The sequence below is a fragment of the Gracilimonas sp. B-17 genome (assembly GCF_056857935.1).
On sequence record NZ_JBSXOA010000009.1, the window covers coordinates 33,483 to 59,922 of the forward strand.

General features: G+C 42.1%; 26 protein-coding genes, 1 tRNA gene and 1 other RNA gene. 15 read left to right on the forward strand and 13 right to left on the reverse strand.

Annotated elements, in window-relative coordinates:
* Positions 1 to 326 precede the first annotated feature (326 nt).
* The 10 genes from dnaA to AC13FX_RS01900 all read left to right on the forward strand — a co-directional run bounded on the left by dnaA (position 327) and on the right by AC13FX_RS01900 (position 8,738).
* A complete protein-coding gene (dnaA, locus tag AC13FX_RS01855) occupies positions 327 to 1,772 on the forward strand; it encodes a chromosomal replication initiator protein DnaA (protein ID WP_482878709.1) in 1,446 nt (481 codons plus the stop codon).
* A 2-nt stretch (positions 1,773 to 1,774) separates the two neighbouring features.
* A complete protein-coding gene (folB, locus tag AC13FX_RS01860; RefSeq protein ID WP_482878710.1) occupies positions 1,775 to 2,140 on the forward strand; it encodes a dihydroneopterin aldolase in 366 nt (121 codons plus the stop codon).
* Positions 2,128 to 2,616 carry a 2-amino-4-hydroxy-6-hydroxymethyldihydropteridine diphosphokinase gene (gene folK / locus AC13FX_RS01865; RefSeq protein ID WP_482878712.1) on the forward strand — a complete coding sequence of 163 codons (489 nt, stop codon included), beginning with the start codon at positions 2,128 to 2,130 and terminating at the stop codon, positions 2,614 to 2,616. The genes folB and folK overlap by 13 nt, the downstream gene beginning before the upstream one ends.
* Before the next feature lie 3 nt (positions 2,617 to 2,619).
* A complete protein-coding gene (locus AC13FX_RS01870) occupies positions 2,620 to 3,261 on the forward strand; it encodes a deoxynucleoside kinase (protein WP_482878714.1) in 642 nt (213 codons plus the stop codon).
* A 203-nt stretch (positions 3,262 to 3,464) separates the two neighbouring features.
* Positions 3,465 to 4,016 carry a tetratricopeptide repeat protein gene (locus AC13FX_RS01875; RefSeq protein ID WP_482878716.1) on the forward strand — a complete coding sequence of 184 codons (552 nt, stop codon included), beginning with the start codon at positions 3,465 to 3,467 and terminating at the stop codon, positions 4,014 to 4,016.
* Positions 4,017 to 4,458: 442 nt separating this feature from the next.
* Positions 4,459 to 5,511, forward strand: a complete 1,053-nt coding sequence (locus AC13FX_RS01880) for a M23 family metallopeptidase (RefSeq protein ID WP_482878718.1) — start codon at positions 4,459 to 4,461, stop codon at positions 5,509 to 5,511.
* Between the two features lie 10 nt (positions 5,512 to 5,521).
* Positions 5,522 to 6,025, forward strand: coding sequence for a hypothetical protein (locus AC13FX_RS01885; RefSeq protein ID WP_482878720.1), 504 nt, complete (start codon positions 5,522 to 5,524; stop codon positions 6,023 to 6,025).
* 165 nt (positions 6,026 to 6,190) lie between these two features.
* Positions 6,191 to 6,277: transfer RNA gene (locus AC13FX_RS01890), tRNA-Leu, on the forward strand.
* 146 nt (positions 6,278 to 6,423) lie between these two features.
* Entirely contained in the window at positions 6,424 to 7,542 is a 1,119-nt protein-coding gene (locus AC13FX_RS01895; RefSeq protein ID WP_482878722.1) for a 6-bladed beta-propeller, read from the forward strand.
* Between the two features lie 143 nt (positions 7,543 to 7,685).
* The gene (locus AC13FX_RS01900; protein ID WP_482878724.1) at positions 7,686 to 8,738 is read left to right on the forward strand and encodes a 6-bladed beta-propeller; all 1,053 of its coding nucleotides are present in this window, start codon (positions 7,686 to 7,688) and stop codon (positions 8,736 to 8,738) included.
* A 26-nt stretch (positions 8,739 to 8,764) separates the two neighbouring features.
* Here AC13FX_RS01900 and AC13FX_RS01905 read toward each other — a convergent pair whose 3' ends face one another.
* From AC13FX_RS01905 to AC13FX_RS01915, 3 genes are all read right to left on the reverse strand, one after another.
* Positions 8,765 to 9,592: a creatininase family protein gene (locus tag AC13FX_RS01905; RefSeq protein WP_482878726.1), complete on the reverse strand. Its 828-nt coding sequence runs from the start codon at positions 9,590 to 9,592 to the stop codon at positions 8,765 to 8,767.
* Positions 9,593 to 9,654: 62 nt separating this feature from the next.
* Positions 9,655 to 10,227, reverse strand: coding sequence for a transposase (locus AC13FX_RS01910; RefSeq protein ID WP_482878728.1), 573 nt, complete (start codon positions 10,225 to 10,227; stop codon positions 9,655 to 9,657).
* Between the two features lie 151 nt (positions 10,228 to 10,378).
* Positions 10,379 to 12,409 (reverse strand): glycoside hydrolase family 97 protein, encoded by a 2,031-nt coding sequence (locus tag AC13FX_RS01915; RefSeq protein WP_482878729.1) that lies wholly within the window; start codon positions 12,407 to 12,409, stop codon positions 10,379 to 10,381.
* 210 nt (positions 12,410 to 12,619) lie between these two features.
* On the opposite strand from AC13FX_RS01915, the gene msrA reads away from it, so the two are divergent.
* From msrA to AC13FX_RS01930, 3 genes are all read left to right on the forward strand, one after another.
* Entirely contained in the window at positions 12,620 to 13,174 is a 555-nt protein-coding gene (msrA, locus tag AC13FX_RS01920; protein ID WP_482878730.1) for a peptide-methionine (S)-S-oxide reductase MsrA, read from the forward strand.
* Between the two features lie 119 nt (positions 13,175 to 13,293).
* Positions 13,294 to 14,403 (forward strand): amidohydrolase family protein, encoded by a 1,110-nt coding sequence (locus AC13FX_RS01925; RefSeq protein WP_482878731.1) that lies wholly within the window; start codon positions 13,294 to 13,296, stop codon positions 14,401 to 14,403.
* A 22-nt stretch (positions 14,404 to 14,425) separates the two neighbouring features.
* Positions 14,426 to 14,974 (forward strand): DUF2911 domain-containing protein, encoded by a 549-nt coding sequence (locus tag AC13FX_RS01930; protein WP_482878733.1) that lies wholly within the window; start codon positions 14,426 to 14,428, stop codon positions 14,972 to 14,974.
* Between the two features lie 85 nt (positions 14,975 to 15,059).
* Here the strand turns inward: AC13FX_RS01930 and ffs are convergent.
* Positions 15,060 to 15,160: signal recognition particle sRNA small type (ffs, locus tag AC13FX_RS01935), an RNA gene on the reverse strand.
* Positions 15,161 to 15,332: 172 nt separating this feature from the next.
* Here ffs and AC13FX_RS01940 point away from each other — a divergent pair.
* Positions 15,333 to 15,908 (forward strand): DUF2179 domain-containing protein, encoded by a 576-nt coding sequence (locus AC13FX_RS01940; RefSeq protein WP_482878734.1) that lies wholly within the window; start codon positions 15,333 to 15,335, stop codon positions 15,906 to 15,908.
* A gap of 3 nt (positions 15,909 to 15,911) precedes the next feature.
* Here AC13FX_RS01940 and AC13FX_RS01945 read toward each other — a convergent pair whose 3' ends face one another.
* From AC13FX_RS01945 to AC13FX_RS01985, 9 genes are all read right to left on the reverse strand, one after another.
* Complete coding sequence (locus tag AC13FX_RS01945; RefSeq protein ID WP_482878735.1) at positions 15,912 to 16,331, reverse strand: secondary thiamine-phosphate synthase enzyme YjbQ; 420 nt, start codon at positions 16,329 to 16,331, stop codon at positions 15,912 to 15,914.
* Positions 16,332 to 16,393: 62 nt separating this feature from the next.
* A complete protein-coding gene (locus AC13FX_RS01950; RefSeq protein WP_482878736.1) occupies positions 16,394 to 17,638 on the reverse strand; it encodes a 4-hydroxy-3-methylbut-2-enyl diphosphate reductase in 1,245 nt (414 codons plus the stop codon).
* 65 nt (positions 17,639 to 17,703) lie between these two features.
* Positions 17,704 to 19,041 (reverse strand): aminopeptidase P family protein, encoded by a 1,338-nt coding sequence (locus tag AC13FX_RS01955; RefSeq protein ID WP_482878737.1) that lies wholly within the window; start codon positions 19,039 to 19,041, stop codon positions 17,704 to 17,706.
* Between the two features lie 81 nt (positions 19,042 to 19,122).
* Positions 19,123 to 20,028 (reverse strand): type I restriction enzyme HsdR N-terminal domain-containing protein, encoded by a 906-nt coding sequence (locus tag AC13FX_RS01960; protein WP_482878738.1) that lies wholly within the window; start codon positions 20,026 to 20,028, stop codon positions 19,123 to 19,125.
* Between the two features lie 96 nt (positions 20,029 to 20,124).
* Complete coding sequence (gene yidC, locus AC13FX_RS01965; protein WP_482878739.1) at positions 20,125 to 21,933, reverse strand: membrane protein insertase YidC; 1,809 nt, start codon at positions 21,931 to 21,933, stop codon at positions 20,125 to 20,127.
* A gap of 11 nt (positions 21,934 to 21,944) precedes the next feature.
* Positions 21,945 to 22,376 carry a ribonuclease P protein component gene (locus tag AC13FX_RS01970; protein WP_482878740.1) on the reverse strand — a complete coding sequence of 144 codons (432 nt, stop codon included), beginning with the start codon at positions 22,374 to 22,376 and terminating at the stop codon, positions 21,945 to 21,947.
* On the reverse strand, positions 22,354 to 22,512 hold the full coding sequence (gene rpmH, locus AC13FX_RS01975; RefSeq protein WP_103664365.1) for a 50S ribosomal protein L34: 159 nt from the start codon (positions 22,510 to 22,512) through the stop codon (positions 22,354 to 22,356). The genes AC13FX_RS01970 and rpmH overlap by 23 nt, the downstream gene beginning before the upstream one ends.
* A 152-nt stretch (positions 22,513 to 22,664) precedes the next feature.
* Entirely contained in the window at positions 22,665 to 24,968 is a 2,304-nt protein-coding gene (locus AC13FX_RS01980; protein WP_482878741.1) for a TonB-dependent receptor, read from the reverse strand.
* Positions 24,965 to 25,744, reverse strand: coding sequence for a hypothetical protein (locus AC13FX_RS01985; protein WP_482878742.1), 780 nt, complete (start codon positions 25,742 to 25,744; stop codon positions 24,965 to 24,967). Before AC13FX_RS01985 ends, AC13FX_RS01980 begins: the two co-directional genes overlap by 4 nt.
* A gap of 224 nt (positions 25,745 to 25,968) precedes the next feature.
* On the opposite strand from AC13FX_RS01985, the gene AC13FX_RS01990 reads away from it, so the two are divergent.
* The gene (locus AC13FX_RS01990) at positions 25,969 to 26,424 is read left to right on the forward strand and encodes an energy transducer TonB (protein WP_482878743.1); all 456 of its coding nucleotides are present in this window, start codon (positions 25,969 to 25,971) and stop codon (positions 26,422 to 26,424) included.
* The last annotated feature ends 16 nt before the right edge of the window (positions 26,425 to 26,440 follow it).

Sequence of the window (26,440 nt, forward strand, 5' to 3'; positions counted from 1 at the left end):
GTGGAAAACTTGTGGAAAAGTAATTCAAAATACTTTTCCCTGTTTTTCAAAAAGGTTAATTCAGTGTTACGGCAATGTTATGGGGTGTCAAGAGGTTTTTGGGAATTATTTAAGGTTCTATGTTTTTTATTGCACGCCAACGACTTACGCTATTTATAACATTGTGGATAACTTTTACGAAATGCTTAAATACGAGTTTGACAAGTGCCCAATAAATTACCATTTTCAAAACCGAACGAAGTCAGATGATTATCTTTACTTGTGGATAACTGGCTAGGAAAGGATCAAACTTATTTAAGCTAATACCGTTAGGGGGATTTGGACAATTGCACGAGTTATCGGTTGAGAAGGCATGGGATGACTGCCTCGATATTATAAAGGACAACATAAGCTATCAGAAGTATAAATCCTGGTTTGAACCGATCAAACCGGTGACACTAAAAGACAGCACGCTCACCATACAGGTACCCAGTCAATTTTGGTATGAATGGCTGGAAGAGCATTACTACAATATGCTGCGATCTACACTTGCCAAAGTGTTGGGACCTGAAGGAAAACTGGAGTACTCCATTGTCATGGAAAAGTCTGATCAGTTTGAGAATAACCGGTCGGTCAGAATGCCTCAACGCCCAATGGGGCCGGTTCAACCGCAAGAATCAAACGGATATCCGGATTACCAGCCAGATAGGATCGAAAATCCTTTTGTGATCCCCGGAATTAAGAAGACCAAGATCGACTCGAATCTTAATAACAATTATGTTTTTGAGCGATTCATTGAAGGTGACTGTAACCGACTTGCCCGTTCTGCCGCCATGGCAATTGCTGATAACCCTGGAAGTAACTCATTCAACCCATTTTTTGTCTACGGCCCAACAGGTCTAGGTAAGACCCACCTGGTTCAGAGTATCGGCAATAAGATCAAGGAAAAGTTTGGGGATGAGAAATCAGTCCTTTATATCTCGTCTGAGGCTTTCACGAACGAATTTGTACATGCTATCCGGAATAACCGGGCCAGTGAGTTTTCCATGTTCTACCGAAACATTGACGTGTTGATGGTAGATGATATCCAGTTCTTCAGTGGAAAGGAAAAGACACAGGAAGAATTCTTTCACATATTTAATGCCTTACATCAGGACGGAAAGCAGATCATCCTCAGTAGTGACAGGGCACCTAAAGATGTACCGGATATCGAAGAACGCCTTATCTCCCGATTTGGATGGGGACTGAGTGCAGACCTTAAAATGCCTGAATACGAAACCCGTTATGCCATTCTTGAACGCAAGGCGAATGATAACGGTATAGAAATTGACCCTCAGATCATTGAGTTCATCGCCCATAATTTCAAGTCTAACGTCAGAGACCTTGAAGGAGCTATCATTAAGTTGTTAGCACATGCATCTCTGCAGAATATTGACGATATCGACCTGGCGATGGCCAAGCGCGTGCTGAAGGATATGGTCAAAGATTCCAACACACAGATCTCCATTGAGTCGATTCAGAATTACGTGTGTGACTATTTTGGTATCGACACCAATAAAGTACGTGAGAAAACACGCAAACAGGAGATCGTCGAAGCGCGACAGATCGCCATGTACCTTTCAAAGAAATTCACCAAGTCGAGTTTAAAGACCATAGGGCTTCATTTTGGCGGGCGCGATCATTCTACGGTCATTCATGCTATTTCTACTGTTGAAGAACGCATTTCAACCAGCCCGAAACATAAGCGCATGGTTGAAGAACTACATCAGCGCATTGAAGTAGCCAGCCTTTGATCATGATGGATACCCTCTCCGTATGTGGCATGAAATTTCTTGGGTACCATGGTGTTCAGGATTTCGAAAAAGAAGAGGGTAATGATTTTGTAGTGGATGTTATTTTCCAATGCGATCTTTCCAGAGCTGGTACTTCAGATGATCTTAAAGAGACTTTAAATTATACCGAAGTTCAGCAAGTTACTGCTGAGATCATGGAAGGTGGATCTGTTGACCTGATCGAAACCTTATGTTACAGGATCGGTAGTAAACTCTTCGAAAAGTACGCCGATACATGTGAAAAGATCGAGGTTCATGTACGTAAACTAAAGCCTCCAATAAAAGCTACCCTAGATCATACCGAAGTGAGGATGTCGTGGCCCAGGTAATTATTGCACTGGGCTCTAACCTGAATGATCCTCACAAACAGCTGTGCAAAGCTTTAAAATTCCTGGGAAACCTCAGTGATGATAAGGTCATGAAGTCGGCCATTTACCGGTCTGAACCGGTCGGCCCTTCTGAAAATGATTTTCTGAATGCAGTGGTTGCCATTGAAACTGAGCTGAAACCTGACAAATTATTTGAGAGACTTAAGGAACAGGAAAAAAAGCAGGGCCGCCCCTCCCGTTATCCCAAATGGACTGCCCGAACGCTAGACCTTGATATAATTGCCTTTGATGACTTGGTCATTGAAACAGATACCCTTATCATTCCACATCAAGAATATAAGAGCCGTTTGTTTGTTCTTTTACCTTTAAAGGATGTTAAACCGGATTGGCGGGATCCCGTGTCTGCTCAACATGTGGATGAACTGATCAAACAAGCACCAAAGCTCGACATAGTTAAAACAACCCTGAATTGGTAGCTGATGCCCAACTCATATGATTTTATTGCGATCGAAGGTGTAATTGGAGCCGGAAAGACTTCCCTTGCCTCTCTGCTGGCAGAGCGCAGAAATGCCCGATTGGTACTGGAGGAGTTCGAAGACAATCCGTTTCTGCCAAAGTTCTATGAAGACCGTGAACGATATGCCTTTCAGACCCAGCTGGCTTTTTTAGCGAGCCGGTTCAAGCAGCAACAAAATATGATGAGTCAGGATCTGTTCCATCAGTTCACGATCTCTGACTATATTTTTGATAAAGACCGCATTTTTGCCCGTCTTAACCTGGATCAGGATGAAATGGCTTTGTATGATAACATATTCAGTATCATGACTGGTATCGCGGCTCAGCCGGACCTTATCATTTACATCCAATCTTCAGTGGAACGACTGATGGAAAACATAGAGAGTCGAGGCAGAGATTACGAACGGCACATTACACCCGAATACCTAAAAGAGCTAAATGATGCCTATAATCATTTCTTTCACCATTATAACCGGGCCCCGCTGATCGTATTGAATGCTTCGGAGATCGATTTTGTAAATAACAGTGAGCATCTGGACTATATTGAACAACAGATATTCGATAAACCCATTACCACTAATACCCATATCCACATTTCACCCTAAGTGATATGCTAAAGTTTTTATTTTTTGTCATAATATTCTTCTTCCTGATAAGATATATCAACAGATTGTTCTTACCTTCCAATAAGAGAAACAAGACTTTTGATCCGTTTAGCGGACGTTCAAACAGAAGAAAACAAAGCTTCGATGAGATAGAAGAAGCTGAATACGAAGATCTTTCTAATAAAGAAAATTAAACACACTCCATGAATTTCGAAGAGAAACTGAATAAAGGTTTTGAATTACTAAGAGAAAAAGACATCGATTACGCTCTGGATGTTGCAAGAGAGCTACAAAAAGAACATCCGGATTCGCATGAGGCTTTCTATCTTGAGGCCCTGGTGATGCAACAGCTGAATCAATTTGATAAAAGCATTGAAGCGATCGAAAAAGCGATCGAGATCGATGATGATAATGCTCCCTACTACAACCTCCGCGGAAATGTCAGAATGCAGCTGGAAAAACTGGAGGGAGCTGAAGAAGACTTCGACAAAGCCATAGAAATGTCAGATACGTCAGCTGCCCACCGAAACAAGGTAATGCTGATGTTGATGACCGATCGCGGTCAGGAAGCTATTCCCTACCTGATCGAGCGCATCAAAAAAGACCCTCAGGATGCCGAAAACTGGATCCTTATGGGCGACATGATCAACAAAGGCGGCCAACCTGACAAAGCCCGTACCTATTACGAGCAAGCCCTCAAGATCGATCCTGACAACGAATATGCAAAACGGCAACTCGAAGAGAACGAAATTTGATGTAGAACTAACGGCCAAGGTGAATCGTCTTATGATTGCATAATAGTAATTCGCCTAAGCCTGATGTGTAACTCTGAACGAATGTACACTCAGCAAAACCCATTCAAGTTTTGGATGGGTTTTTTTGTAACATTTTGTATTTAACCCTCTCTATAAATAAGTTTATTAACAAATATCTATAGAATGAGGAAATCATATTTAAGTTTATTTATTATTGCGACATTTATTATTTATTTCGGTTGTAACTCAGTAGATACAAATAATGAATATGTTCAAATAACAAGCGATGTCGATGATATAGAATTTGTTAGAGCTTCAGTTAAAAGTTTCAAAGAGAAAGCTATCAATAACAGTTATTTTTGTTCAATCAGTACCTTAGCAAAAAAAAGATTTTGAACACGACTATGTTTATGATTCTTTCGTTATCAATATTCCAAAAGAATTGATAGAGAATTCCGATGTTAAAATTTTTGAAAGAATTATCACCTCCCAAAAAGTTTCAGAGCTTGATAGAACAAGTGAATATAGAGGAAGAGATAATGTTATTAGAGTTGCTCAATGTAAAATACCTGATAACAAACATGTTTTTGAATATGTTCAAGAATGGCTTTCCAAGTATGGAGCAAATAGTTGGTTAGCCGACTGGGTGACAAACAATAAGAAAAAAGCTTCTGGTGATTGGGAATGGGAATGTACCGAATATGGATCTTACGTGATTCTTATTAAAGATGAACATGGGGAATGGATTTATGCAACCACGTATGGTTGTGTTGATGGACACTGGAAATATGTTGAAACAGCTGATGACACTGGAGGAGGGGGCACTGGTGGTGGAGATGATCCATCACCACCCTGCTTAGATCCAACAATGCCGTGTCATGATGGAGGAGGATCCGTATCTGGTGAAATTTGCAAACCATATCAGTACAGAGATCAACTAGGAGAATGTCAAGATTTATATCAAAATCAACCCTGTCTTGGTGACGTAATTAAAAGCCCTACTGTAACTAAATCTAATGGATGGAATAAAAAAGGGGGACTTCACGGACATACAAGAAATTCAGGAAATACTTTTCATGATGGAATAGATATTAATGCACCAATTAATAGTGACCTTTTTTCAATGAATTGTGGAGTTGTAACTGACATAAGAGATGACTTCGATCCTGGAGAATTTGTTGAAGAATCTTATGGAAACTACATTGAAGTAAAATCAATTATTGACGGTACAGCTGTTTTCATCAGATATAACCATTTAAATTCTGTCTCAGTAGAAATTGGCGACCCAATCTATGCAGGTGAGAAAATTGGGAAAAATGGTAATACGGGTAATGCACAATCCAAGAACAACATTATTGTATTACCCCATGTTCATATAAAGACTCAGGTTGAGTTATCTGATGGTACACTTGCTAGTGCGAACCCAAATCAATATATGGCAACAAAATTTAATTCAAATGGAACAGTTAATACTTCAGAAAGTAATTGCAACTAAATAATATAACATGAGACACTTGTTAATACTATCCTTTTTATTCTGCTTTAGCACAATAGTCTTTGGACAGACCGGGCCTGTTTACGACAACATACCCGACCGAGACGTGATAACCATTGAACAAACAAATGGCTCAGGCCAGATCAAATATGGATTTACAACCAACCAGGTAATTGTAGAGTTCGGTAATCCTGATGACATCTCAACAGTTTATTGGGAGATGAGTGATGTTACTGCTACATATTATCAATATAATGATGGGATAAGGATAGCTTTTGTTGATGGTAAGGTTGATAGGTTTAAGCTTACATCTTCAAATTATCTTATTCGTATTGATTCTAACGTATTAAAAGTTGGGAATCATAAAAATACTCTCCAAGCTTTTCCCCTTTCTTATTCTAATTTTACGCTAACCGGGGGTACCGCTATAACCTTAGACCATGGAGACCATGACTACCTGTCTATCTCCACTTCCAATAATACGATACAAGAAATACACCACTTAACCTTTTAAGAATACTTATTTGTATCAAAAGCAAAACCCATTCAAGTTTTCTCTCGCTCCTGACGCTCTGCGTCGGAGCGGACAGAACTCTGAAGAGCTTCATGTTTTTTAGGGAAACCATTGAAATTTGAAGGGTAAAAGTGCTATCTTTGTCGCCCTTCAAGGATTACCAATGCTCACGTGGCGGAACTGGTAGACGCGTGCGCTTGAGGGGCGTATGGCCTAACGGCCGTGGAGGTTCGATTCCTCTCGTGAGCACCAAATAATTAAGCCCGTTTCTTTTGTAAGAAACGGGCTTTTTTTGTTTGATTAATCTTCTGATCCTTTTCATTTATTAATGACCCAGCCCCGTAGAGATACGATGTAACGTGTCTCTACGGGGCTGGGGAATACATCATCTCTCTTTCTTGACATTATCAATCAAAACAGGTAAATACTATTTAATTAGTAATCTGCTTAACTTATTGATTATGCTTCCCAAATTTATCTCTCCTCTTTTGGTTTTAATGATTATTTCCATCGGGTGTACTGAAAAAGAAACGACTGAACAAACAGAACCGGAACTTGTTAAAATTGATACGCTGTATACCTTCACTGATTTTGATACCCATAATATTGCACAGCCCACTTCTGTCAAAATATTACGCAATGGAATGTTAGCCGTGGCTGACTACGGACAGCAAACGATTAGCTTACTAAATAGCAAAGGTGATTTAATTACTGCCTTTGGCCGAGAAGGCCGCGGGCCCGGAGAGTTTTTGAATATTCGTCACCTTTATGATCTGAACTATGGACTAGCTGTATTTGACAGCCATCAAAACAGACTTACTTATTTTGATTATGAAGGAGAGCTTTTATCCACCCACGATCTTCCTTCACAAGCTTTAAATAAAGACTTTTCGCTCATAAATGACTCTCTTTATGTTGTGAACTTCGAAGGCCTTAACGGATACTTATTCCAACTTCGGAATATAAACAGTAACAAAGCTTCCGGGTTTGGGAAACCCAATGTAACTTGGGAGGAAAGAGGAGATCTTTCCGATAGTTATAATCAACTGATATCCGGTAAAGTCCCCAACATGCAAAAGAACAGAGCAAAACTGATCTCTGATGGAACACACCTTTACGTATTCTTTGAAGCGTTAAGCGAAGTACAGAAGTATGATCTGGAAGGAAATCTGATTTGGCATCATACAATTGATCTTCCTCATATAGAAAAGATTTTTCAAGGAACTGTAAAAAACGCAAAACAATATGGTTCTTCAAGTTATGTACCGGTATTAGATTATGCCGCGAAATTTCAGAGTTATGAGAATGGAATTTTTATTTTAACTATAAGGGCAAAACCTGAGAATGTAAAACAACTTTTAGTGAAGGTGAATGAAACCGGTAATATTCAAACTATTTATCATTTTCCGGAAACACACGAAATGTGTTTTGATTTTGATATTCATCCCCAAACTAACACCATGTATTTAACAAGCTGTCTTTCTGGGAATGTTAAACGAACGCAATTGCCCTTATAATTTAGATCATAAAAACCACATCAAGTTTTAAGCCCGTTTCTTATGTAAGAGGCGGGCTTTTTTGTTTCCTATTTATTCCCCTTCTTGAAATTCTCAATTTGTATAGAGTAATTACCAACTAATTAGTAATTAACTAAATTCGTATGAGAACTAAATACCTCCTTTTTTCTCTTGTTATTGCCGCCATAATTGGATGCTCACATAATAACGGAGGTACTACCGAGCAAACATCCAAAATCAATGCAGTCACCATTGATACCCTATATGCCTTTACTGATTTTGAAACCCATAATATTGCTCGACCTACAGGGATAACAGTTCTTAAAAACGGTTCTTTGGCTATTGTTGATTTTGACCAAAAGCAGATCAGTTTGGTTAGTAAATCAGGGGATCTGATCACAACATTTGGGCGTGAAGGTAGAGGTCCGGGTGAGTTTATTCGTATTGATAACCTATTTGTCACAGAAGATGTGATACATGTGATCGATACCAATCAAAATATGATCTCTAAATTTGATACCGAAGGTAATTTTATTAACGGTCATGCATATAAGTCAGCTGCAATACTTAAAGAAGTCTCCGCTATTGACAGAACCAAGTATATTATCGCTACCGGGGGTGTTGACAGTACTCTTCTTTCTGTTACTGATTTCAACACTGATTCTACCTTTTACTTTGGAACTCCAAAAGGTGAAAGCATAGAAGTTGTGGATTTTCAGGAAAGTCTCAACCAACTCAAGAATGGTGAGATCCCAGGCCTTTACAAGAACATGGTCACCTTAAGGACAGATAATGATCATATTTACGCTTTCCTGAATGCTTACAGTATCCTTCAAAAATATGATCAGAATGGCAAACTGGTTTGGGAGCAAAAAATTGAACTGCCATATAACGAAGACATTTTCAGATCAACGGTAGAAAAAGCTAAAAACTCACCGGGTGGGCTTCCCGCTTACACTTATATAAATGATCTTGAGGTCATTGATAAAGAGATCGTCATTCTTTCAAACAGAAAAAACTCAGAAGTCCCTCAGCAACTAATCAAAGTAAACAGTGCAGCTGAAATAACAGACATTTATACACTTCCTGCTCATGTTGGTTACCTTGCAGCATTTGATGTAGATAACGAAAGCAACACAGTTTATTTTGCTTCATCCGAGGATGGAATGGTATATAAATGCCCTATATCGCTATAAAAGTCATAAAACTCAGTAACTGCTTTTCATTCCCGAAATAACCCTGCCATATCCCACTTTTCGATAACATCCTTGATCAGGTTGCCCACACGGGTATTAACTCTATCAAAATATTCCTCAGCCTGAGCCTGATCGAAAGTCGGATGCCCTTGCCCCGGCTCATATAATCCTATGGATGAAGGAAACGGGTAAGCCGACCAGGAAGTACCGCTCGGATACGGGGTTGTCATTTCTTCTCCGGAGTACCACTCAGGATGAATGTGTTCGGGAGTTATGGCTTGCATATAGGCTGATTCGTTATTACCTGCATGACCTCCATTTTCACCAAATACAGCAAATGTATCTTCAGAAGCCAGGCTCCACCAATTGATGACCATGATCCGAACCTGCAGTTTATTGGACAATTCAGCGGCCAGACCCTGAAGCACGGCAGTTTGGCCTCCCCCATGTCCATTCAGAATGATAATATTCTTGAATTCATTTTTGTGTAATCCTTCCAGGATCTCTCCCACAAAAGCACGATACACGTTTTCACTCATCGCAAAAGCACCGGGATAAGCGGCCAGTGTCCCCGTCATCCCATAATTCAGGGTCGGTGCGACCATCGCATTTAACTCATCTGCCAATTCCCTTGCCATAGCTTCCGGGGCCAGGTTGTCGGATCCGTTTGGGATCACCCCATGTGGCTCCAGGGTTCCTGTAGGCAGTAACACGGTTTCTATCTTTTCAGGAACGAACTCTTCAAACTCCAGCCAGTTTATAAGATTCATTTCACGGGTCGTTGGTGAATCCTGTGCCTGATTATTCCCGGAAAAGATCGGAATGATCATTAACAACAATATGGCTTTTTTCATGATATACATTGTTTTTTATAATGGGGTTTGAATTTATATAGATACGGAAATTTAAGCGACTATTACATATCCAATTCCCATCGCCGAATATTATCTAAGATATACTCGGCAATAGATTCGTATTCCCTATAATTTCTGATCACCCTGTCATGATAATTCGCTTGCCAGCAAAAATCTGGGTTTATTTTTCTTGCCTGAATTGTTACTGAAGATTTGTAATCCCTTATAATAGAAGCCAAATTTTTTCTTTGAGGGCCAAATCGTTTCTGTGAATCGGTTTCAAGATCAACCCCGGTAGAGACGCGATGCATCGTGTCTCTACCGGGGTTGAATTGTATTTCTTTGGAATTATATTCGTTATTACCAATAACAATGATCCCATGTAAATGATCTGGCATGATCACAAATTCACCTAAGGTGATATTCATGTCTTTGCGCACCTCAGGTGTTCTCATCCATTCGGTTTTGGCAATTGATCCTATCTTGGTCAAGATCATTACTCCACCTTCAATCTTACCGAAAAAATGTTGTCTGTGTTTTGTACAAATGGTAATGAAATAGGCTCCGGGATTTTTATAATCCCAATATTCCCATCGATTGGATTCTATCCTGTATTTATCCCGAAATTTTGCCATTTATAACCCGATTCTCTTGCTTTTATCTCAAGATTATAATCTCCCCCTACCAATATTTCAAATCATAATTATTTCCCTGCCCGTAGAGGCGCGGTGCATCGCGCCTCTACGGGCAGGGTGTGGGTAAAATTTAAATTATTCCGTCAGGCTCTCAATCCCTGACTGCAAACCATACCGCCACCCCGCCACCTTTGGCAAGGTCTAATTCAAGAATGGATTCTGAGGTAACCTCCCGGGTGGTTCTTTCCAGTGGATATGGATTCGTCTCCCAATCTGCCTCTTCCCCATCAGCCCAGATGTGAGCTTCGTAGGTAATGCCGGGATCCAGAAATTCGAGACTCAGCTCAACCTGACGGGCTTCCTCATCGGTGATTCCACCCAGAAACCAATCGCTGGAATTTCGGTCTTTACGAACCACAATGGCATGATCACCGATCTCAGCTTCAGGTACAATTGTGGTTTCCCAATCAGTAGGAACAGCCTTAACCCACTCAAGTGCTGTTGGATTGGCTTCAAGATTATTTGGGAGATCTGACACCATCTGTAACGGACTGTAGATCACCACATACAGAGCCAACTCATGCGCCAGGGTGTGACTCACCCGATTGTTATCCGGGTTTTCCGGTTTGTCAGTCAGAAGCAGGTCAAATACTCCCGGAGTGTAATCAAATGGACTTACCAGACCGCGTGTGAACGGTACAATGGTTGTGTAATCAACCGGGTTTCCGCCGTCTACAGACCAGGCATTGTATTCTTGTCCGCGGGCGCCTTCCCGGGTCATCATATTCGGCCAGGTTCTCCGGATGCCGGTATCCTTGATCGGCTCATGCACATTCAGCATGATCTTATGCTCGGCCGCAAGCTTCAAAATATCCCGGTAATGACGCACCATGAATTGTCCGTGGTGCCATTCTCCGTCTTCCACAAAATCACCTACATAACCGGTTTTTACGGCCTCCACTCCCACTTCATTGTATAGGTCAAAGGCATCCTCAACCTGCGCTTCGTAATTGGAGATCCCCGTCGAGGTTTCATGGTGACCAATGAGTTTTACACCTAACGAATCGGCGTGTCTTGTCACCTTTTGAATATCAATATCCGGGTAGGTTTCAGTGAAACTGAAGATGTCTGAATTGGCTGCCCAGTCACCATCCCAGCCGGTATTCCATCCCTCCACCAATACACCGTAGAAACCGTGTTTAGCCGTAAAATCCATGAGTTCTTTCGTGTATTCGGTCGTTGCACCGTGATCCGGCCCGGATCCCCAGGTTTTGGTATTCAAGTGCATATCCCACCAGATCCCGGTGTATTTGCCGGTTTTGATCCACGAGGTATCCTTGATTTTACTTGGTTCATTCAGGTTCAGCACCATGTAGTTGGTCATTAGGTCACCGGCGGACTCACCAAAGGCAATGGTTCTCCAGGGTGATCTGTAAGGAGCCGAGCCGCGCACCTTGTCTCCATTTTTCCAGGGCACCAAATCAGCTTCTAACGAATTGTTTCCATTATTGGCTAGGGTTATACTTGCAAAATCTGTCAGAGCGGCTTCATGTATGGAGAGATGCAAGCCATCATCTGTTTTCATGGTAAATGGGGTATGAACCGTATCGATCTCAGACACCCGGGTTTCGTTAAATAAATGCTCATAGCGGTTCAGCTGATAGGCGCCGATCCACCAACTTGTGTGATCGGCGGCCAGGTTGAATTCAGTCACTTCATCTGTGATCACAAAATCCTGCAGTCCATCCTGCTCCGGCCACTCGTAGCGGAAACCCAAACCGTCATCAAACAAACGAAACGTGAGGTTCATCTTTTCACCGCTTCCTTTTTTAGTGAAAAACAGGTTTACCTCCCGATGATGATCCCGGATCTCCTTTTGCTCGCCCCAGGGTTGGGTCCATGTTTGGTCAGTGAGTGATGAACCAGATGCATCAATTATCAACCCATTCGTCATATCAATTTCTTTAAATATAACCCCTAACTTAGAAGGCAGAATTACCTCTTCGCCATTATAAGTCAATGAGTAATTCAGTGATCCTGAGTCTAGTTTAAAATTTAGTTCAAGTGATCCATTTGGTGAAGCAAAAGATCTCTCAAAATCGGCTGTGCCCAACCGGTTATTTGTAGTACAAGAAATGAGAAGTAGTGATAAAATCACCAAGATAATTGAATTAAATTTCATAATAATAACCTGAACTTTTTAGCGTGAAATACAAAAGACTCTTATCAGTTTACCAGAAACGAAAGTAAAGGGATTTTTTGTTGAAATACATGCAAGATTACACCGTTACATCAACCACTTGCAAAACACAGCTTATAGATTATGAATCGAATATTATTAATTACAGGACTTATTATAGGTCTTGGCACAAACCTTTTATTTGCCCAAACCATGGATAAAGATTTAGAGAAAGCCACCTTTGGCGCCGGATGTTTCTGGTGCGTTGAAGCTATTTATGAAATTGTTGAAGGCGTTGAACACGTGGAAGCCGGTTACTCGGGCGGACATGTAGAAAATCCAAGTTACCGGGAAGTAACCACAGGACGAACGGGTCATGCGGAAGTCGCCCGTATTCACTTCGATCCGGAGGTCATTTCATATGAAGAATTGCTTGAAGTGCTCTGGCATACCCACAACCCTACCACTCTGAACCGTCAGGGTAACGATGTGGGACCTCAGTATCGCTCCGTGATCTTTTATCACAACGAAGAGCAAAAAGAGATCGCCGAGAAATCACTCAAAAAAACCGATGAGTCAGACCTTTGGGAAGACCCCATCGTCACAGAGATCCAGCCACTTGAAAATTACTTTGTAGCCGAAAACTATCACCAGAATTATTTTGAGAATAACCCCAATGCCGGTTACTGCTCTATTGTGATCGCTCCTAAAGTAGCAAAATTCAAGAAGGAGTTTGATTACCTGTTGAAGGAGAATCCGAAGTTTTAAGTTTGAATAATACCTAATGCAAAGCTCTGTGATTAGAAATCACAGAGCTTTTTTTAATTTCAGCAGTCCTGTGTACATTTGTACATTCTATTTTATTATTTCACTGTACATAACACTCTATGAAGAAACTATTTACTAATCTTGTATTTGTACTCCTACTAACGGGTTCTGTGGCTTGTGCTCAGGAAGCCGACACCACCATGACCTTCGAGGATTATCAGCCTGAATCCACATTGGTTGTTCCCGGTGAAGAAGTCACTTCCGCCAAGTATCCGTTCATCGATGTTCACAGTCACCTTTGGAGAATGGGGTCCATGGATCTTAAACAGACCGCACGAGAAATGGACAGTCTGAACATGAAAGTGCTGGTAAACCTGAGTGGCCGGTCCGGAGACACACTCAAAGAGATGGTGGATGCAGCCAGAGAGCAGGCTCCCGGTCGTTTTGTGGTCTTTGCCAATATTGATTTCGACGGGATAGATGAACCCGGCTGGAGCGAGCGAGCCGTGGCACAACTTCAGGAAGATTATGACAACGGGGCCCGGGGCGTTAAGATCTTCAAGAATCTTGGATTGACCGTTTTAGACTCAGAGGGTAACCGTGTACATACCGACGATCCCCGCATCGATCCGGTGTGGGCCAAAGCCGGAGAACTGGGCATTCCGGTTCTCATTCACACCGGTGAGCCGGCCGTTTTCTGGGCTCCCATCGATCACAAGAATGAACGCTGGCTGGAAATGAAGAACTTCCCAGATCGGCATCGCGGAGATTCTTCCCGATATCCCAGTTGGGAAGTGGTGATGCAGGAGCAGTGGAACGTATTCCGCAAACATCCTGAAACCACCTTCATCAACGCACATTTTGGATGGATGGCCAATGACCTGGCTCGACTCGGTAAACACCTGGATGAATTTCCGAATGTATACACCGAAACGGCTGCCATTATTGCTGAGCTTGGTCGCCAGCCCCGTTTTGCCAAAGAATTCTTTATCAAATATCAGGATCGCCTGCTGTTCGGAAAAGACACCTATCGCCCCCATGAATATCACACCTATTTCAGGGTCCTTGAAAGTGACGATGAATATTTCGATTATTTTCGCCGACGACACGCTTTCTGGCAAATGTATGGATTGGATCTGCCCGATGAAGTGTTAAAGAAACTGTATTACAAAAATGCCCTGAAAATAATACCGGGCATTGATGATTCACTATTCAACACAACCAACTAATAATCCATTAAATCTAGGTACAATGAAAAAACTACTAAAATTATCGATAATTCCTGTTTTAGCTGCTATGCTGATGACAGGAACCGCTTTTGCTCAGGAACGTGGAAATGACAGCAACAGAGCCAGCCCAAATGCTGCCGTTAGCCAAACCATAGGTACAACAGAAGTATCTGTAACATATGGCCGTCCGGCTTTAAAAGACCGTGGCTATTTTGGTGACAATACACCTTTGGCTCCAATTGGCAGTGTTTGGAGAACCGGTGCCAATGAATCTACAGCCATCACATTTTCTGATGACGTGATGTTTGGCGGCGAAGAAGTAGAAGCCGGTACCTATTCTCTGTATACGATTCCCGGCATGGACGAGTGGGCTGTCATTCTGAACAAGAAACTCTCGTGGGGAACACAGTATGATGAGTCAGAAGATGTGGTACGTGTGACCGCTGATGTAGCTGAAGGTTCAGATCTTGAGTGGTTTGAGATCTACTTTAATGAATTGTCTGACACCAAGGCACATTTAAATTTGCACTGGGGAACCGTAAGAGTCGCGATCCCAATTACAACTGAGTAGATCAATACAAACTTTTTCAAAACAAAAAACCCCGCATATTGAGTATATGCGGGATTTTTTATTGGATAACACTTCCAAAAATAAAAATGGGCAAGCGACCTATATCACGCCGCTACGACCTAATTACCGCTGCTGCATTCCTGCCCTGACGGAGTTCAAAGGGAGCTGGCTGTATAGGACTTGCCCAAGGCTTTAAAGATAAGGGTTATTCCCCTCCACTATCAAGAATTATTTACCCTTTGTTTAGCTTTTCGGATCATGATCAACCTGTCATATATACAATAACAAATATTTCGAATCCTGTTCGCTGTGGTTTAAATTATTCTTATCATTGCAGCCCGAATCAAAGCCATTTATCATGCCCGAATTTTCTGTATTTGTACTGCCTGTCATCATATTTTTTTCACGGATAGCCGACGTTTCTCTTGGTACGCTCAGAATAACCATGGTTTCACGCGGTTATAAGTGGGAATCAGCTGTATTGGGCTTTTTCGAGGTTTTGATCTGGGTGATCGTGGTGGCTCAGTTGCTGACTAACCTGGATCACTGGGTGAATTACATAGCTTATGCCGCCGGTTTTTCGGCCGGAACCTTTATGGGGCTTTTTATTGAAGACAAGATGAAGATCGGAACCGTACTGGTTCGAATCATCACCCTGCAAAAATCCCATGATATCATTGAAGCTCTCAAAGAGGCAGGGGTTGCAGTAACCAGTGTGGATGCCAAGTGTGGGTTTAATGATGTCAAAATTATCTTCACGGTGCTGAAAAGGAAAAAACTAAATAAAGTTTTCGATATTGTGAAGGATATTGATCCGGAAGCATTTTTCTCTACTGAAGAGGTGAAGTACTCCAATAAGCATCACGACCACTTACCACTTGCAGATAACCTGAGTCCGTTAGACCGACTGCTGCGAATTCGAAAAGGAGTCTGAATTTCACTCACCCTGTAAGGTGATCACCAGTTTGCGTGAGCCTCCTCTATTGCGATGTTCACACAAGTATATTCCTTGCCAGGTACCCATATTAAAGCGACCATCAGTTATCGGTACAGTGAGAGATGAACCCATCAATGAGCTTTTTATGTGAGAGGTCATATCATCGGTTCCCTCCAGAGTATGCTCGTATAGAGACGTGTCTTCAGGTACTACTCTGTTGAAATGAGATTCAAAGTCGCGACGCACTGAGGGATCGGCATTTTCATTGATGGTGAGTCCGGCACTGGTATGCTTGATGAATATGTGAGCCAAGCCGGTATCGATCTTCTTGATCTCCGGAATTTCCCTTAGGACCTCTTCAGTAATTATATGATAACCTCTTGATTTCGGTTCAAGCTGAATTTCTTTTTGGATCCACATTTTCTTCGTTATTCGTTGGTTTGTTATTGGTTACACAACTAACAGTATCAAACCATTAGGCTTTATTCAGGTTCCAACTTTTCCTCAAAGGGTGAGATAACGTCACCCACTTTATTTGTACCCTCAAAATATTCCAGGATCTGAAGCAACACTTCATCTACCAGAATATCCGGACAGGAGGCACCTGAAGTCAAAGCAATTTTAATGGGGGTTTCTTTCATAGCAAGCCAGTCCCTGGTTTGCTTCATCTCTTTATCCCACTGATCGAAATGATTAATAGCATCCGGACTCAATTCTCCCTTATCCCTTACATGATAGGTTGGAAAATGATGCTCCAGGATCTCAACCAGATGCATGGTATTGGATGAATTATACCCGCCTACCACAATAGACAGATCTGCATCGATTTCAGCCAAAGCCAGTGTGGCCGATTGATTCTCGTTGGTGGCATAGCACAGGGTATCTGAGGTGTCTGCAAAGTGATCGAGTATATTGGCTTCACCAAATCGCTTGATGGCCGCTTCCCGTAAGATCTCCATTACTTCCTGGGTCTCAGTGGACAGCATCGTGGTCTGATTGATCACTCCAAACCGCTCCATGTCTACCATTGGATCGAAACCTTCCGTTGCCTTATGACCGAAATATTTTTCAAAGTCTGAAACCGGCCTGTCTTCCGTCATGATGTCGGCCAGTATTTGTGCTTCGTCAGGATCCAGAACAACTACTACTGCAGAATGATCAGCACTATGTGAGAAGGTAGCCCGTGTTTCTTCGTGCCGGTGCTTTCCATGAACCACCAAACTGTAATCCTTTTTACCCAATTGCTTTCCCCTCTTCCATACCTTTTCAACAAAAGGACAGGTGGTATTGTACTGATACGGATCGATCCCGACTTCTTTAAGCTGATCTTGTATCTCGAGGGTGGTTCCAAAAGCCGGTACGATCACAATATCCTCTGAACTCAGAGCAGAGAACGGAATACGTTCTGTACCATTGGTATCAAAAAGAAATTTAACTCCTTTCTTTTGCAGATCCTCATTCACAGTTGGGTTATGGATCATCTCACTCAACAGATAGATATTCTTATCCGGATGCTCTGCCACGGTACGATATGCGATATCGATGGCGTTCTCAACTCCATAACAAAACCCAAAAAAGCGCGGAATAAAAAACTGTACAGGACCAAAATCCAGAAGAGTTGGTTCCAGATCTTTTTTCATGGGATCGATGATCTTGGTCGCCTCCTTTACCTTGCGGATGATAGGCGACTGATACATCTCCGGTATGTCAAACTTCTTTCGTGCCAATCCTTGTAATTTCCGAATTTGAATTTTTCAATTGATCCTCCTTTTACGAATCAACGAATAACAAACTACCCACTGATCAACTTCTCGATCTCGTTTCTTTCTTTCGGTACATCCGTCAGGTTTTCATAACCATCTTCGGTAACCACGATATTATCCTCAATTCTGATACCACCAAACTCATACATTTGAGTTACTTTGTCAGCATTCAGAAATTGTGATTGAGTATCATCCTTCAAAGCAGGGATCAAAAGTGCCGGAATAAAATATGCTCCCGGTTCAATGGTTACGACCATACCGGGCTGCAGATCACGTCTGGCTCGTAAGAATTTGATACCGGGTCGGTCAATACGTTCAACACCTTTTGGATATCCACCTACATCATGCGTGTCTAAACCAAGGAAGTGCCCGAGTCCATGAGGGAAGAACAAGGCAAATAGATCATTTTCCATCATATCATCAACCGATCCCTTCACGATACCGGCATCTTTCAATCCTTCCATGATGGTACGTGCCGCATGCAAATGCAGGTCTTCCATTTTCACGCCCATTTTGATCTGCTCAATAGAAGTGTTGAGGGCGTTCAACACAGCATCATAGACTCCGGCCTGTAAACTTGTAAACTTTCCGTTAGCCGGATAAGTACGTGTTATATCAGAAGCATATCCCTGATACTCATGCCCGGCATCCAGTAAAAACAGATCCCCATCTTTAACCTGGCTATTGTTTTCAACATAATGCAGTATAGCACTATTCTTTCCACCTGCAAAGATACCGTTATAGGCATCTTGTTGTAAGCCATTATCATACTGGATCTTAGTAAATAAAGCCTTGAGCTCATACTCATACATTCCCGGCTTGATGGCTTTCATAACCTGGGTATGAGCCAGATTATTCACAGCAGCCGATTTACGCATGTACTCGATCTCCTCGTCCGTTTTGATAACCCGGCAATATGTTAATGCATCCTGCAGTGTTTCTATATCTGCCTCAAACCCACGATCCAGGTCTTCTATCAACTCAGCATCCAGATCATTCAGGCAATAGACCTTCTCCGGCCTGATCTTATTCATCACTGTAAGGATCTCATTGGTATAATGAAGATGATCCGGGTTATACTGTTCTTGCCATGCTTCTTGAGATTTAACATACCCATGCCACACCGCATACTGAGCATCTCTTTTAGGCACGAAAAGATGGTATTCCTCTGTTTTGAGATCCAGGATCAGTGCGCAATCCGGTTCATTAACCCCTGTCAGGTACCAAAAATTTGATTCCTGACGAAACGGATACTCATAATCGGTCTCATTTCTGTATAAGACCTCTGCACCTTGAATGAATACGGCTCCATTCTGTCCGTCATCGAATAATGAAAATAATTTCTCGCGGTGTTTTTGATGCATCATGGGATTGTTTTCTGATTAAATTCGGTGGTTAATTTTGCCTTATAAGAATAATGAAATAGCCGACTAATATCGACTGCAGGCTTAAGAATAGCTGTTCAGTAATTTACCAAGATCGACGACCCGATCTTTTAAAAGGATTTCCTTTTTCAGATCAATGACCTCGTTCAGGTCGATCCTTTTCTCACCTTTTCCTGAATGAACCACGCCTTCAGTAAATTTCATCATTCCAACTTCCGCTGTGGCAAAAGCAACATTCAATCCCTTTACATTCAGAATCACATTGAACCTGGTGCTTCCTTCAAAATTTGCAGCAATACTGATGCCTAGCTTTGTTTGTTGGTCGATCCCGAAGATCCTATAGAAATGATTCAGCGAATATGTGTCAGGAAAGCCGTCAAAGTCCAGATATTTAATGGGCTGAACAGGATCCCCGAATAAATGTTCATTGAAATTCTTCAGTACTTCTTTTGTGTCCTGGTCTGTTCTCTTACCAATGAACCCTCTCAACTCCCAGTATTCAGCATCCCTGGATCTAAGTTCTTTTTGTTCATACTTATCCGGTAACCATGCCAATGATTTTATACCCTGTGAACCATTTTTGAACCAATGATCCACCAATCCATTACTTATCAACAAATAACGGGCGTTAACTTTCTCATTATACCGAGCGATCTGAATAGAAGCATTCTCTGTGAGTTTTACACTCGGTGCTTTGCATTCGATCAGTAGTTCAGGTTTAAAATCCTTGTTGTAGTATATAAGGTCTGTTCTGGATTGGGTTTTATCTGCCTGTAGTTTTACGGGGCTTTCAAACGAAATGCGAGTAGGCGAAAAACTCAGGTCGCCGATCAGGTACTCTACTAAAGCTAGACGAACCCTTTCTTCGGGAAGGTCGGCAAAGCTTTTTTTCTGAATGGGATTCCAAAGGCGCTTATGGCCATTTTTAAATCGATATTCAGGATATTTTCCTAGAGCTTTACTGAGCAATGGCTATTGGTATTTTATGGTGAATGTGGAATAAGTAGATAAGGAATTAAGGTTTTAATTGAACCCATTTACTTATCTATTTATTCCCTACTACTATCAGGCAGCAGCCTCTTCGTTTTCCTTATCACCGTGCAGTTTTCTTTTGATCAGAACCTGCTGAATAATAGACAACACATTGAAGATCAGATAATACAAACTCAATCCGGCTGCAAAATTATTAAAGATAAACAAGAGCATGACCGGGAATACATATTGAAGCATCTTCATCTGACCGGCCATGGGGCTGGTTCCGCCACCACCGCCACTCATACCACCGGTAAGTTTACTTTGCACCATCATGGCAGCTGTCATTAGCAATACAAAACCGGCGATCTGCTCACCCAGAAATGGAATGCTGAACGGAAGGCTCAAGATATAATCCGGTGCCGAAAGGTCAGCCGCCCAAAGGAACTCCTCCTGACGGATTAGAATGGAATTCTGGAAATACCTCCAAAGCGTGATCAGGATCGGGAATTGAAGGAGGTTAGGCAAGCAACCACCAAGCGGATTCACTTTATTCTTGCGATACAGATCCATCGTAGCCTTCTGCTGCTTCTGTGGATTATCTTTGTATTTCTCCTGTATTTCTTTCATCTGAGGCTGAAGCTCACTCATGGCTGCCATACTCTTATAACTCTTGTAGGTCAGCGGAGATAATACCAATTTAACTAGCGAGGCAAAGACAATGATGATCACCCCAAAATTAGAAATAAAGCCATTTAGAAATTCAAAAAATGGAATTACCAACCAGCGCACAAATGGATCAGAAAACCATCTCAGCCAGCTCCATCCCACATCAACCATGTCGTAGGCATGCTCATCAACTTTTACGATCTCACGGTACTTCATTGGGCCTACATACAAACGGTAGGATGCAGCACCCTGTTCATCAAGGTCAGAACGAATAGATGACGTATATCGATGTTCAGTGTTTTGGTTATCAGCCTCACCGGTGACCTCAGCCGTCATCACAGCCGCATCAGTTGGCGTAAGTGGCTTGATGAGCTGTGTAAAGAATTTCGTTTTAGTAGCTACCCAGTCAATATTACCGTTAATGGTCGACTCTTCTCTTCCAGGCTCGTCGAGCTTGAATTGTTCAAGTTCTCCTCCGGCGTAGGTATAAGCTGAAGTTGCTAAAGCGTCCTGTGTATGATCCTTTTCAGTAAATTTCAGGGGTGATGTCCAGCCGAAGTCAATAGTTTGACCAATAACATAATCTGAGAGCCCTATGAATTGAACATCAACATCCACTTCATAGTTATTACCATTCAATAGATAGGTAAGCACCAGTTTGCGCCCCTCGCCAAGATCCATTTCATAGCGGATCTCCCTTTGTTCGCCTTGTCTAATTTCAATAGAGCTACCGGGTGTAACCTGCTCAAAAAGTAGGTTCTGGGTCTCAACGTTATAATTCTCAGTAGACAGGAATCCAATGTTATATGCCGATTGTGTAGTATCGGCAATCAATTGCACCGGCCTTCCATCCCAGGTGTCATATTCTTTAAGGATAAACGAATTAGGCCCGGCCCCTCTGTTTGTGAAAGTGGTTGAATATAGCGGAGTGTTTACTTTGATCTCAGTTTCTTCGGTAACAGGACTGGTAGAAAATAATCCCTGAACCTGCGCAGGTTCATCAACATCCTCACTTATTGCAGGCTCTGCTTTTGTCTGAGCGTCCTGATCCCGGGCAACATCGGTTCCACTGAGGCTATCCTGCATGGTTTGCTCTACCTGTGCAAGGCTATCCTGAGTGGCTTGTTCTCTTCTTTGCTGAGCTAATTCTTCTTCCGATGGCATGGTAAAATAGAACCATCCCAACATGAGCAAAAATATTAAAACAAATCCGGTTGCTGTATTCTTATCCAAAGGTATAGGGTTTAAAAAGTTGAATGAGTTGATAAGATCTGTTCACGTAGTTTTTCCATTCCGGAAACTACATCTCTTTGAACAGTCTCAAAGGTAAGGTCAGCGCGACGTGCCAGAAAAGCGAACTTAAGTTTTATGTCAGCTAACTGAGGCAATTCTGTTATGATATGTTGATTGAGTCGGTATGCTTCTCTCATAAAACGTTTTGCTCTGTTTCGTTTTACTGCATTACCGATCTTTTTTGGGGCTATAAATCCGACATAGTAATGGTTGTCGGTGCCACGTGTGACAGAATAACGAATACTCACCGCCGGGTTGGAGATGAATGAGGAACTGTTAAAAAGTTCCTCAAAATTTCGCCTGCCACTTAGAATTTGAGATTTAGGCAGAGTAAATCTGTGATCAGGAGAATATGTGGCCTTACTTGGCTCCTTTTCTCTCATCACTTACTGTCAGCTTGTGACGTCCTTTCTTGCGTCTGCTCGCAATGGTTTTACGCCCATTCTTACTGGACATACGTTCGCGGAAACCATGCTTGTTCTTGCGCTTCTTATTACTTGGTTGATACGTGCGTTTCATGAATCAGGATATTTTATGCGTTCAATTTCTTATCCGAAAAAGGCTATAAATATAAACAGAATCTCAGAAAAAACAGAACTATTATTTACACTAAAACCCTATTCTTTGATTCGCCTTTCTTACTACTCTCTATCTTTATATTTATACAATACTTACAAACGACTAAGTTTCACTGAAAGGTATGGAAAGAGAGGCGTCTGATCTACACGCTGAAGCGTATTGATATCAAAATTATACACATTGTTCCTATCGTATGTGTTTATAACACCTGCTTCAGTTTGTATCCCCCATACTTCACTGACATTAAATGCTCTTCCAACTGAAAAATCCAATCGATGATAATATGGGAGTCGCTCCCCGAATGGCCGACTGAATAGGGTCCGTGCAGTTCCCGGGTCTTCTTCAGGATCCTGAATAGGAACTCTGACTGCAAAATCATAACCAAAGATCTGTGTATATGGCTTCCCGCTGCCAAGTTCCCATCGCACATTCGCCTCGAATCCAAAGAACTCATACCCCAGCACCGCATTCAATTTATGGCGCTGATCATGGGCCGGCGAAAACTCGAAAACCGGTTCTGCGATCCATGCCCCGAGGTCCCCTGAAGTAGCTTCATAGTTAATTTTAGACCAGCCATATCCTACTGAACTGAAGAATTTTCCTCTTTGCACCTGAAAACGCCCATCGAATCCATATGCCAAGCCTTTTGCATTAGCCGTTTCGATACGGATTCTTGCTTCCGGGGTCCATTTTGAAACTGGAATATTTTCATAGGATCTGGCATACCCTTCAACACTTAATTTCACTGAGTTACCCAACCGCTGTTCATAACTCATGATCCCATGATAGGAGTAAGGGATCTTATCTGCCAGTTTAATAGGTTGCAGAACGGTAAATACTGCCCCTATATCCCTTTGATCACTGATACCGGCAAACATTTGCACATACTTTCCGGCTGCAATACTCAGCTCTTGCCGGTCGGTCCCATCTGGCTTCCAGGCCATTCTAAGGCGGGGCTCCAATCCTCCGGCATGATCCACTGAAACCTGTGTAGCCAATCCCGGTTGGACTTCAAACTTTTCGCTGACTTCCCAATTTCCGGATACGTATAAATTCATGATCGGGATGATCCTGTTGACTGATCGGATATCGGCAAATTTTTCACTCAGCAATACATCATAAAACCTGAAATTCACTCCGAACCCATAATTGATCGATACATCTCCGATCTGCTCTCTTAATCCTGCATTCAAATAGATCTGATTCAAACTTGAATAGCGTTCCTGTTCAAAGTCTGACCGCTCAGAATTTTTGTAGCCTGAATACCCGGCCGATAATTCAATAGGATATTTTAGACCTGTATCGTAAGCCAGACATTTTGTCCCAAAAACAGTATTGCTCCACTCACTGCGGATCTGTCGTGTTGGGATGATCTCCCCACTGTCTTTTGTATATAAACCCGTCACATTACAGCTCATGTTATCAAATTGTAATGTATATCGGGCAATAAAGTCGCCGAAATTAAGCGGTATTTCTTCATCTATCAGTGTTGGTGCTATTCCCTCAATGGTTGACTTCCTACCCATCACTAAAAATGATTGCCGGTCCCTCACGATCGGGCCTTCAGCATGAAAACTCACCATATAAGGACTAATAGCTCCACTTCCGGCGTACTGCCTCAGGTTTCCGGGCCTCAGACTTATATCGATGACGGCAGACATGGCATTGGAATACTCAGCCCCGTAACCTCCGGCATAAACATCCGCGTTCTGTATGACTTCCTCTGAAAAGGCAGAGAACAGATTTGAAACGTGGAAGGGTTTTACAACCGGCAGATTATCCACCAGAACTAGGTTTTGATCCGGTGTACCTCCCCTGATGTATAGATCCCCGCCACGATCTCCTGTGGTCACGATCCCGGGTTCGGTTTGCAGGAATGAAACCAGGTCCCCATCCACCCCGGGCGTTGGAATTCGTGCGATATCATCTGAACTGACCCGCTGGACGCCGGCCCGTCCGGTTGTTACCACACGATCACCTATCACCACCGCTTCATCCTGCAGTGCACCAACTTCCGTGTCCAGTTCCACGCGAATGGTCCTTCTTTCTTCCGGTTCCAAAACAAATCGTTCAGCATGAGCCGCAAAACCCACATATGAAATTCGAAGTTCAAATTCTGTCTCGGGGGTAATACCTCGGATCTCACAAAAGCCCGTTGGATTGGTCACACAGTTGTAGAGCAGTTCACTTTCATCATCTACGGAGTATATCAGAACATTGGCTCCAACCATGGGGCTGCCGTCTTCTGAAGAGATCACCACGGTTCGGATCAGAGCGTCCTGAGCAAAGGATTTGATTGGCAGACCATTGAATAAAATTATTAGTGTCAATAAAAACACTCCTCTGAATTTTCTCAGGTGACCCAAACTATGATATTTGATTAATGTGGTTATCATGGTTTCGCCCTTATGCAATCCGGAGGACACACTCTGGAGGTATCTACAGGAACTATGAGCGTATCACGGTAAAACGATCCGAATCGCTGTGTACTTTCAAATGCATCAAAAGAGGATGCATTTAATTCCTCGTAAAACCCCTCTGCATAGTGGGTAAAGTAAAATTCAAAATAGGGCCGAATCAAATCCGAACATCTGCTCTGACCTGAAGATCCAAAGGCCATCTTAGTGAGATCCACAGGCATAAAGGTGAACTGTGCTCTCGAATCCGATTCTGAATTTTTCCTGATGACATAGGGACCTAATCTAGTTTTGAAACCACCTGCCTGGAATTCAATATAAAACTCAATAGTGCTTTCATAAACCGGATCAAAGGTTATGGTAACGGGGGTATAACATTTCTCATTCAAAGGTTCGGCAATGGGATCAGGTTTGGTTGGTGTTAAGGTTTTTACAGAAATATTTTCACCATCAGACCGGGTAACTGTAACCCTGTAATTTGTATTAGGTTCAATTGAATCAGGTACTATATAATTATGGTGTGTAACACCAGACTCCGTCAGTAATTGAAAATCCAATAGCCGCTGCATGCCTGAATCGACATTCTCAAACAATACCCGGGCATCTATTTGCTGAGTGGCCTCTGATGTAAAGGGAACATTGAGATCACGAACTCTGACATAATTCGTAGCTTTATTCAGATCCAAAGCACTGTAAACAGAATAAATTCCGGTATCATAATCCACCGGCTCCAACGTGTTATCACACGAATACACCAAACCTGTTAAAAAAAGAACAAGAAATATTCTGACGAATATGTTGTTGAGCCTCAATGAAACCTCATATTAGATAGCGTTCATCACATATATTTACGCCATAAAAATAGGCGAAATCTTCAAAAAAACAACAACATAACTGAAATATATTAACACCTTTTCCGGTTTTATTTGTACTATTATTATATATAATAATGACTCTGACAACAAACCCTCCCAGGTCTATGAATACTAAATTTTATACTCTGTTATTCCTTGTGTGTTTAATTTCAACATCATGTGCAGGGCCTAAAGTAGTTTTAGAATATCAGGGATCCTCACCCTATCCAAGAGTAGATTCTACCACAAGTGAATCACACAGTCCAAAAACTTCTCTGGATTCATCTGATGAAAACTACGTCATCATCTCTGCTTTCCCCGAAATAAGAGGCGGTAACAGAGCCCTGCGCAAGAAGATCGAATACCCTGAAGAAGCTATTGAGAACCGAATTGAGGGTACAGTTTCTGTTCAATTTTTTGTTGAGGAAAATGGGGAAACTTCAGGGTTTAAAATTATTGAAGGGATTGGACATGGATGTGACGAAGCTGTTATTTCAGCTATAGAGGAGATCAAATTTGATATGAACGGGCAAAATGATGCTCGCTTTCTTTGGTTGGCAACAGTTAATTTTGAACTATAAAAAAGGGCAGACCATT